We start from the raw sequence: 8147 nt of genomic DNA on the forward strand, positions 1-8147 counted from the left end.
CCAGCTTGGCCCGCAGTTCCTCGTTCTCTTGGATGAGGCGGTCGAGCTCGCTCTCGACCTCGTCGAGGAAGGCGTCCCCGCCCGCCGGGATCAGCACGTCACCGGCCCGGGTGCGTCCGAGCCGAGCGTGACCGGCCCGATCCCGTAGGGGAGCGGGACGGGCCCGACGACGGCCGCGGCCGCGCCGTCGCCGAACAGCGCGGCCGTCCCGCGGTCGGCCGGATCGAGGAACTTGGAGTACACCTCCACGCCGATGACCAGCGCGCACGGCGGCGCGCCGCGCTGGGTGGCCAGCCACCCGACGGCGGCCTGCAGCCCGTACACGAAGCCGGTGCAGGCGGCGGCGACGTCGACGCGGCGGCGTTGCGGGCGCCCAGCAGCGCCTGGACGCGGCAGGCGGTGGACGGGCCGAACTCGTCGGGCGTGGAGGTGCCGAGCACGATCAGGCCGACGTCGTCCGGGCGGATCCCGGCGTCGGCCATGGCGCGGCGGGCGGCCTGCGCGGCCAGGTCCGAGGACGCCTCCTGCGGCGCGGCGACGCGGCGTTCGCGGATCCCGGTGCGGCGCTCGATCCAGCCGGGATCCAGGCCCAGCGAGCGCGACACCTCCTCGCTGCGGACCCGCCGCGCCGGCAGGTGCGAACCGGTGCCGCGGATCGCCCAGCCCGGGGCCCGCGGGACCGGCCCGTCCGGTTCCCTCCCGGTGGGCGGCGGGGCCTGCGGCCCGGTCGGTGGTCGCTGGTTCGGCCAGGTCATGCGTCGCTCCCTCGCACCCGGCGCGATGCCGGTGATCGTGGTCGGCTGCATTCTCGGCTGCGTTTCTCGCCGCGTTGTCGGCTGATCGCTCCGGCCGGCCCTTCACCCGGCCCGCGGCGTCACTCGGCTCGCTTCTCGGCTCGCTTCTCGGGTCGGTCCCCGGCCCGCTTCCCCGGGGGCGGTTCCCGGGCCGGTCGTGCCGGACGCCCGGGCGCGCGAACGCCCGCGGATCAACGGCTCCGGGCGCGCCACCGACGGTTGCCAGACCGATCCCATGAGTGAATAATCCCATTTCGGGATTTCCGTTCTATATCGAGATGTTCAGCGGCCCTTATCCGAAAAGAAATGAGAGTCTTCCTTCCAGGTAAGGAGACACCGCGTGGCCTCGTCCTCTTTCCGCCCGGCCGACGATCTCAAGCCCGACCCCGGGGCAGACCTCGGGTCCGACCTCAAGCCCGACGACGTGTGCGCTTTCCTGTTCGCCGGGACCGGATCGGCCGCCGTCCCCGACCTGCCCGCCCTCGCCGCGGCCGGGCCCGCCGCCGCCCGCGCGGTCGCCGACGTCCTGGACGCCGACCAGGAGGGCCTGCCCCCCTCCGGGTGGCCGTCGCTGCGGCGGATCCTGCTGGACGACCCCGCCGCCTACCGCGACGCGGCCCGCGCGCCCGGCGTCGCGCAGCTGTGCGGGTACGCCGCGTCCGTCGCCGTCGACCGCGCGCTGCGCGCCGCCGGGACGCGCCCGCCGTCGCCGTCGGGCAGAGCTTCGGCGAGATCGCCGCGACGGTGTCGGCGGGGGTGTTCACGATCTCCGACGGCGCCCGGATGGCCGTCGCGCTCGTGGACGTCCTGGCCCGCCGCGGCGCGGGCGGCGGCATGGCGCTGCTGGAGACCGGCGAGGACGGCGCCCGCGGCCGCATCGCCGCCGCCGGGAGCGCCGCGACGTCGTCGTCGCCTGCCTCAACGCCCCCAGCGTCACGGTCGTGTCGGGGCCGGACGCGGGGCTGGAGAAGGTCCTGGACGCCGCCCGCGACGGCGGCGTCCGCGCCGTGCGGCTCGCGGTGCCCTACCTGTCGCACCATCCCGCGATGGCCGGCGCCGACGACGAGTGGTATGAGACGATCCGCGCGTTCCCGCAGCGGCCGCTGGAGATCGCGGTGCACTCCCCGGTGCGGGGCCGCGCCTACCGCGACGACGACGACCTGCACCGGGCGCTGGCCGACTGCATCGTCAAGCCCGTCCGGCTCCCCGAGGCGCTGCGCCGGGTGGACGCCGCGGGCGCGACCGTGTTCGCCGAGGCCGGGCCCGGCGACGCGCTGTGCCAGTGCGCCCGCCTCACCCTGCCCGGCGCCCGCGTCCTGGTCCCGCTGCGCGACCTGCGCCGCCGCCCCGGCGGCGGCCCCGCGGACCGTCCGGGAAGCCGCCGCCAGCGCGGTCCCCGCCCCGGCCACCGGCCCGTCCGTTCCGACCACCGAACCCTCCGCCCGGACGGGAGCCCCCGCCGATGACCGACACCACGCACGGCGCCCACCGCACCGACGCGGCGGCCCCCGGCGGCCCGGCGGAGCCGATGAGCGCGCACGGCGTCCCCGATCCCGGCCTCCTGGCGTTCGCGCGCGGCGCGCCCGCGACGAGAAGATCCGGCGGCGGCTCGCCGAGGCCGTCCCCGCCGACTGCTTCTCCTACCCCGGCGGGCTCACCGCCCGCGAGCACCAGGCCCTCACCTACGAGCGGCTGCGCCGCGCCGGGCTCGCCGCCCCGCGCGCGCCGAACTGCTGGACGACCCGCCGCTGCTGTGCGCGCTGCTGGAACGTGCCGCGATCGCCGACCCCGCCCTGTTCCACGTCACGATGCTGCACTACACCCTCGCCTACGGGCCGGTCCTGCGGTTCGGCGCCGGGCGGGACGCCCCCGGCGGCCCCGGCGGCGCGGCGGGCGGCTCGGCGGGTGCGCGCTGGAGTCGATGGAGTCGTTCGGCACCCTGCTGATGACCGAGGTCGGCCGCAGCAACAGCCACCTGTCGCCCCGCACGATCGCGCGCCACGACCCCGCCACCGGCGGGTTCGTCCTCACCACCCCCGACGCGGCCGCCGCCAAGTTCCCCACCAACACCGCCCACCCCGCGCTGCCCAAGACCGCCGCCGTCTACGCCACCCTCGAACACGGCGGAGAGGAACGCGGCGTGTTCGTGTTCATGGTGCCGCTGCGCGGCCCGGAAGGCCGCATCGCCGGCGGCGCCCGCATCGTCCCCGCGCCCGAGACGACCGGCCTGCAGATCGACTACGGCGCCGTCCGCCTCGACGGCCTGCGCGTCCCCTACGAGGCGTGGCTGCGCGACGGCGCCGCCATCGCCCCCGACGGGACGTTCCACGACCCCGCGGGCGGCGCCGCCGCGCGGCTCACCCGCTCGATGGCGATCGCGCCCGCGGTGTGGCGGGCCGTCATCTCCGCGTCGGCCGCGGTCACCCGCGCGTCCGCCGGGATGCTGCTCGCGCACTCGGCGGGCCGCGCCACCCTCGGGCGGCTCGCGCCCCGCCGCGCCCTCACCGACTACCGCAACCAGCAGGAGGCGGTGCTGGGCGCGCTGGCGTCGGGGTACGAGCTGACCGCCGTCGCCGCGCACGTCCAGGCCCGCCGCACCTCCGCGACGCGCCCGGCGCCGAACGCGGGCGGCGCCGCGGGGGACGCCGGGCCCGACACCGCGTGGGCGCCCTGGTCGGCCGTCGACCGGGACCTGGCGCTGCTGAAGGCGGCCGCGACCGTCCAGGCGGCCGAGACCGTGTCGGCCTGCCGCGTGCACAGCGGCGCTCCCGGCTTCGCCGCCGCCGAGCGCCTCAACGCCTACCGGGGCCTGACCCACGCCTACATGAACGCCGGCGGCGACAACGAGCTGATCCTTTACGACACCGCCCGCGCGATGGCCGACCTGGACCGCTACACGCCCCCGCCCGCCGTGCCGGGGCCGCCCGACGGCGGCGACCCGGCGTCCCCGGCGGTGTGGCGGTGGCTGGCGGGGGAGGCCGAGCGGCGGCTGCGCGACCGCCTCGCCGCGGCCGTCGCCGCCGCCCGCGACGCGGGCGCCGACCCGTTCACCGCGTGGAACGCCAACCTCGTCCTGGCCGCCCGCACCGCCGCCGCCTGCGCCGACCGCATCACCGTGGAGATCCTCTGCCGCGCCCTGGACACCGGCCCCGCCGCGCTGCGGCCGGTGCTGACCCTGGACGCCCTGAACCGGATCGACCGCCGCGCCGCCGACCTGCTCAACGAGGGCGTGCTGCCGCCCGGCGCGCTGGACGAGGTGTGGGCGGCGCGGCGCCGCGTGTGCGACGAGCTGGCCCCCCGGGCCGGGGACCTGGCCGCCGCGTTCGACCTGCCCCCCGAGATCACCGCGCCCGCCGCGTTCCTCACCGGCTGACCCGCCCCCGCCCCCGCCCGACATACCGGGCAATCGGGCGGTGAAGTGGGAGAAAAGGACGCGCCACGCCGCGAGTCGGCGCGGGATTCGGGGGAACCCGCGCGAGGTCACTACCGTTCTCGTAGGAGACCCGCGCGGGTGACCGGCCCGCAATCGATACGGAGGTAGCAACAGTGGGAGTCAGTCTGAGCAAGGGCGGCAACGTCTCGCTGACGAAGGAGGCTCCCGGACTGACCGCCGTGGTGGTGGGTCTGGGCTGGGACGTGCGCACCACGACCGGGAGCGACTTCGACCTGGACGCCAGCGCCCTGCTGCTCAACGCCGAGAACAAGGTCCTGTCGGACCAGCACTTCGTGTTCTTCAACAACCTCAAGAGCCCCGACGGCTCGGTCGAGCACACCGGCGACAACCTCACCGGCGAGGGCGAGGGCGACGACGAGCAGATCCAGGTCGGCCTGTCCACCGTCCCGGCCGAGGTCAGCAAGATCGTGTTCCCGGTGTCGATCTACGACGCCGACAACCGGCAGCAGAACTTCGGCCAGGTCCGCAACGCCTTCATCCGCGTGGTGAACAAGGCCGACAACAGCGAGATCGCGCGCTACGACCTGTCGGAGGACGCCTCCACCGAGACCGCGATGGTGTTCGGGGAGCTGTACCGCAACGGCGAGGAGTGGAAGTTCCGCGCCGTCGGCCAGGGCTACGCCTCCGGCCTGACCGGCATCGCCTCGGACTTCGGCGTGAACGTCTGACGCGCGCGCCGCCCGTCCGGGCGTCCCGGACGGGCGGCGGGCCGTTCGGGCGGGACGGTTCAGGCGGGGCCGGGCGGGACGACCGCCGTCGCCTCGATCTCGACCACCAGCCGTCCCGGCAGGTCGGACGACACCGCGCGGCTGTGACCGGGGCCGGGCGGCAGCCCCGGCGCGTCGATCTCCCGGATGCCGGTCCCGCCGCGCCGATCATGATCGTTCATCCGGCCGCGTTATCCCTGCCCGGCGAGCAGCTCCTCCCGCAGCCGCGTCTTGAGGATCTTCCCGCTCGGGTTGCGGGGCAGCTCCCCGTCGCGGAACCACCAGTGCGACGGCACCTTGAACGCCGCGATCCGCCCCCGCAGGAACGCCCGCGCCTGCGGCCCGGTCAGCGACGACCCGGGCCGCAGCACCAGCACCGCGCCGACCTCCTCGCCCAGCACGTCGTGCGGGACGCCGATCACCGCGCAGTCCGCCACCGCCGGATGCTCGTACAGGGCCGCCTCGACCTCCGCGCAGTACACGTTCTCCCCGCCCCGGATCAGCATGTCCTTGGCGCGGTCGACGATGTAGACGAACCCGTCGCCGTCCAGGCGCGCCAGGTCGCCGCTGCGGAACCAGCCGTCCACGAACGCGGCGGCGGTCTCCTCGGGCCGGTTCCAGTACCCCTTGATGATGTTGGGGCCCTTGATCAGCAGCTCGCCGACCTCGCCCGCCGGCAGGTCCGCGCCGTCCGGCCCGACGACCTTCACGTCGCAGACCGCCACCGGCGGGCCGACGCTGCCGGGACGCTCCAGATAGTTGACGCCGCCGTTGTAGGTGGTGACCGACGACGTCTCGGTCAGCCCGTACCCGTTGCCCGGCACCCGCTCGGGCAGCCGCTCGCGGATCCGCTCGACCAGCGCGGGCGCCGCCGGCGCGCCGCCGTAGCTGACCCCGGTGAGGCTGGAGGTGTCGTAGTCGTCGAAGTCGGGGGAGTCCAGCACCTGCCAGGCCATGGTGGGCACCCCGCCGAACCCGGTGACCCGCTCCCGCTCGATGAGCCGCAGCGCCGCCCCCGCGTCCCACTTGTACATCAGCACCACGGTCCCGCCCTGCGCCGCGCCCGACACCAGCACCGAATGGCAGCCGGTGGCGTGGAACAGCGGGACGCTCAGCAGCGTCACGCGCCGCCGCGGCGCCGTCACCTCCGCCAGCTCGCGGCCCGCCCGGACCCCGGCCGAGGCCATGCCGTAGGCGATCCCGACCATGTTCCCGGTGATGTTGCGGTGCGTGCCCAGGGCGCCCTTGGGACGGCCGGTGGTGCCCGAGGTGTAGAAGATCGTCGCGTCGTCCTCGGGGCCGAGGCCGACGGCGGGCGGCGTGCACGACGCCGCGCCCCCGGCGTCCCGCACGGCCGCGTCGACGGCGGCGTCGAAGTCGCGGCGCCGGGCGGGAGCGCCCCGCCGGGGCGGGCGACCAGGAGCGCGGCGCCGAGCCCGGGCAGGACGCCGGCGAGCCGCGCGGCGCGCTGCTCGTCGGCGACCAGCACCTTCGCGCCGCTGTCGCGCAGCCCGTACTCCAGCTCGGCGGCGCTCCACCAGGCGTTCAGCGGGACCGCGACGGCGCCCGCGGCGGCCGCGCCGAAGAACGCCACCGCCCACTGCGGGTAGTTGCGCATCGCGATCGCGACCCGGTCGCCCTTGCGCACCCCGTACCGCTCGACCAGGACGCGCGCGAACGCCGCGGCCCGCGCGTAGTGCCCGGCGAAGGTCAGCCGCTCGTCCTCGTAGACGATGAAGTCGGCGTCGCCGTGCGCGCGGGACGCCTCCAGCACGTCCCGCAGCGTCGGCGGGGCGTGCTTCCACACGCGGGTCCGCACCCCGCGGATGTCGATCTCGTCCATCTCGAACGGCTGCCCGGGGGCCGTCACGGCCGCCCGGACCTCGGCGATGCTCTGCACGTTCGCGCCTCCAGCAGGTCGCGGCGCCCCCGCCCGGCACCGGACGCCGAACGTGGTTCGGTGCGCCGTTCCCGAAATGTATGACCCGCGTCACGTCCCGGTCAACGCCCCGGCGCCCCGGCGCCGCCGCGCCCGCCCCGCACCCCCGTCGGTCCGGCGGCCGGTCCGGAGGTCCGCAGTGGTGATCTCCACCTGCGACAATGGGGACATGAGCGAGCGCGGGCCCATCGAGTACTGGTTGTCGGACATGGACGGGGTCCTGGTGCACGAGGGACGGCCCGTCCCCGGCGCGGAGGAGTTCGTCGACCGCCTCGCCGCCTCCGGCAAACCCTTCCTCATCCTGACCAACAACTCCATCTACACCCGGCGCGACCTGTCGGCGCGGCTGGCGGCGCTCGGGCTGCGGGTGCCCGCCGAGTCGATCTGGACGTCGGCGCTGGCGACCGCGCGGTTCCTGGCCGACCAGCGCCCGCAGGGCTCGGCGTACGTGATCGGCGAGGCGGGCCTGACGACGGCGCTGCACGAGAACGATTTCGTGCTGACCGACATCGACCCCGACTACGTGGTGCTGGGGGAGACCCGCACCTACAGCTTCTCGCAGATCACCCGGGCGATCCGGCTGATCGAGGGCGGCGCCCGGTTCGTGGCGACCAACCCCGACCCGATCGGCCCGTCCCCCGAGGGCTCCCTGCCCGCGTGCGGCGCCGTCGCCGCGATGATCACCCGGGCGACGAAGGTGGAACCCTACTTCGTCGGCAAGCCGAACCCGCTGATGATGCGGACGGCGCTGAACCGCGTCGGCGGGCACAGCGAGTCCACCGCGATGATCGGCGACCGGATGGACACCGACATCGTCGCGGGCGTCGAGGCCGGGCTGGAGACGATCCTGGTGCTGACCGGCGTCACGCGCGAGGACGAGGTCGGCCGGTTCCCGTTCCGCCCGTCCCGGGTGGCGGCCTCCATCGCCGACCTCATCGACCTGATCTGACCCCCGCACCGGCCCCGGCACCGCCCCCGGCAGGGGGCGCGGCCGGGCGCCTTGGTTACGATCGGTGACGATCATTCCTTCGCACCGGCGGCGCACGGGGACGCCCGCAGGCGCGGCGCCCGTCCCTGCGCCCGGCCCGCTCGACGTTCCCGGCCGCGGCGGACCACCCGGTGCCCGACCGCCGAGCGGAGCACCGTGCACGAACTCCAGGACCCGGCCGCCGCACCCCGCCCGTCCCGGCGCCGCGAACACGCCCGCCGCCGGGGCCGGTGGGCGGCCGAGACGGCGGCCGCGCTGGCCCTGG

Annotated in this window: 7 protein-coding genes and 1 pseudogene; 4 read left to right on the plus strand and 4 right to left on the minus strand. The window is 75.9% G+C overall.

Annotation, left to right across the window (positions count from 1 at the left end):
- Positions 1 to 90 precede the first annotated feature (90 nt).
- Positions 91 to 1047 (minus strand): hypothetical protein, encoded by a 957-nt coding sequence (locus tag BJF79_RS53800; RefSeq protein ID WP_262402634.1) that lies wholly within the window; start codon positions 1045 to 1047, stop codon positions 91 to 93.
- Between the two features lie 118 nt (positions 1048 to 1165).
- Here BJF79_RS53800 and BJF79_RS53805 point away from each other — a divergent pair, with 118 nt between their 5' ends.
- The 3 genes from BJF79_RS53805 (at position 1166) to BJF79_RS26900 (ending at position 4916) form a co-directional block, all read left to right on the plus strand.
- Positions 1166 to 2260 carry an acyltransferase domain-containing protein gene (locus tag BJF79_RS53805; protein ID WP_262402636.1) on the plus strand — a complete coding sequence of 365 codons (1095 nt, stop codon included), beginning with the start codon at positions 1166 to 1168 and terminating at the stop codon, positions 2258 to 2260.
- Complete coding sequence (locus BJF79_RS26895) at positions 2257 to 4167, plus strand: acyl-CoA dehydrogenase (protein WP_083733972.1); 1911 nt, start codon at positions 2257 to 2259, stop codon at positions 4165 to 4167. The genes BJF79_RS53805 and BJF79_RS26895 overlap by 4 nt, the downstream gene beginning before the upstream one ends.
- Positions 4168 to 4340: 173 nt before the next feature.
- The gene (locus BJF79_RS26900; RefSeq protein ID WP_075901519.1) at positions 4341 to 4916 is read left to right on the plus strand and encodes a TerD family protein; all 576 of its coding nucleotides are present in this window, start codon (positions 4341 to 4343) and stop codon (positions 4914 to 4916) included.
- Between the two features lie 59 nt (positions 4917 to 4975).
- On the opposite strand, the gene BJF79_RS55880 is transcribed toward BJF79_RS26900, so the two are convergent.
- The 3 genes and pseudogenes from BJF79_RS55880 to BJF79_RS61795 all read right to left on the minus strand — a co-directional run.
- Positions 4976 to 5137, minus strand: a complete 162-nt coding sequence (locus BJF79_RS55880; protein ID WP_158079302.1) for a hypothetical protein — start codon at positions 5135 to 5137, stop codon at positions 4976 to 4978.
- 9 nt (positions 5138 to 5146) lie between these two features.
- On the minus strand, positions 5147 to 6307 hold the full coding sequence (locus BJF79_RS26905; protein WP_262402635.1) for a class I adenylate-forming enzyme family protein: 1161 nt from the start codon (positions 6305 to 6307) through the stop codon (positions 5147 to 5149).
- Positions 6308 to 6465: 158 nt separating this feature from the next.
- A pseudogene (locus tag BJF79_RS61795) lies at positions 6466 to 6798 on the minus strand (AMP-binding protein); the annotation flags it as partial.
- Between the two features lie 265 nt (positions 6799 to 7063).
- On the opposite strand from BJF79_RS61795, the gene BJF79_RS26910 reads away from it, so the two are divergent.
- Complete coding sequence (locus BJF79_RS26910) at positions 7064 to 7843, plus strand: HAD-IIA family hydrolase (RefSeq protein ID WP_075901521.1); 780 nt, start codon at positions 7064 to 7066, stop codon at positions 7841 to 7843.
- Positions 7844 to 8147 lie beyond the last annotated feature (304 nt).

It is taken from the genome of Actinomadura sp. CNU-125 (assembly GCF_001942465.1).
Taxonomy (GTDB): Bacteria; Actinomycetota; Actinomycetes; order Streptosporangiales; family Streptosporangiaceae; genus Spirillospora.

Bases quoted from the DNA above. Each gene is read 5' to 3' on its own strand.
- BJF79_RS53800 (WP_262402634.1), bottom strand. From the start codon at position 1,047: ATGGGATTATTCACTCATGGGATCGGTCTGGCAACCGTCGGTGGCGCG.
- BJF79_RS26895 (WP_083733972.1), top strand. From the start codon at position 2,257: ATGACCGACACCACGCACGGCGCCCACCGCACCGACGCGGCGGCCCCC.
- BJF79_RS55880 (WP_158079302.1), bottom strand. From the start codon at position 5,137: ATGAACGATCATGATCGGCGCGGCGGGACCGGCATCCGGGAGATCGAC.
- BJF79_RS26910 (WP_075901521.1), top strand. From the start codon at position 7,064: ATGAGCGAGCGCGGGCCCATCGAGTACTGGTTGTCGGACATGGACGGG.